Source organism: Rhizobacter sp. P3_B12 (genome assembly GCF_056402895.1).
In genome coordinates this window covers 1-532 of sequence record NZ_JBFUGN010001780.1, presented here as the reverse complement: position 1 = coordinate 532, position 532 = coordinate 1, and the positions used below count along the sequence as shown (strand labels likewise).

The 532-nt window shown below is 76.1% G+C and carries 1 pseudogene; it reads left to right on the top strand.

Annotated elements, in window-relative coordinates:
• Nucleotides 1-177 precede the first annotated feature (177 nt).
• A pseudogene (locus AC1D01_RS38190) lies at nucleotides 178-532 on the top strand (ComF family protein); the annotation flags it as partial.

Sequence of the window (532 nt, the reverse complement as noted above, 5' to 3'; positions counted from 1 at the left end):
GCCATGCGCCGCGCGATCTCGCCGTGCAGCCACGGCGCCTGCGGCGCCACGGCGAGCCGGCGCAGCGCCCGCGCGACGACCGCACGGTCGAAGCGCCGCGAGGTGTCGRCCGCAGGGGAATCGCTCATCGGCGGGCAGTATATTGAGCCGGTGATCTTCTCGCGCCTGCTCCGCCACATGCCCTCTTCGTGTGCGGTGTGCGAGGGCTGGGACAGCGGCCCGGCGGCCCGCGTCTGCCGGGCCTGCGTGCAGCGCTTCGCCGACACCGCGCCACGCTGCACCCGCTGCGCGCTCGAGGTGCCGCCGGGCGTCGCCACCTGCGGGGCCTGCGTACTGGCACCGCCCCCCTTCGATGCAGCGTATGCCGGCACCGGCTACGCCCACCCGTGGTCCGGCCTGATCACCCGCTTCAAGTTCAGCGGCGCGCTCGACCTGGCGGATGCGCTGGCCGCGCGCATCCTCGCGGCCCGGCAGCGCGATGCCGCCGCGTGGCCGCAGTGGCTGCTGCCGGTGCCGCTCGCGCCGGAGCGGC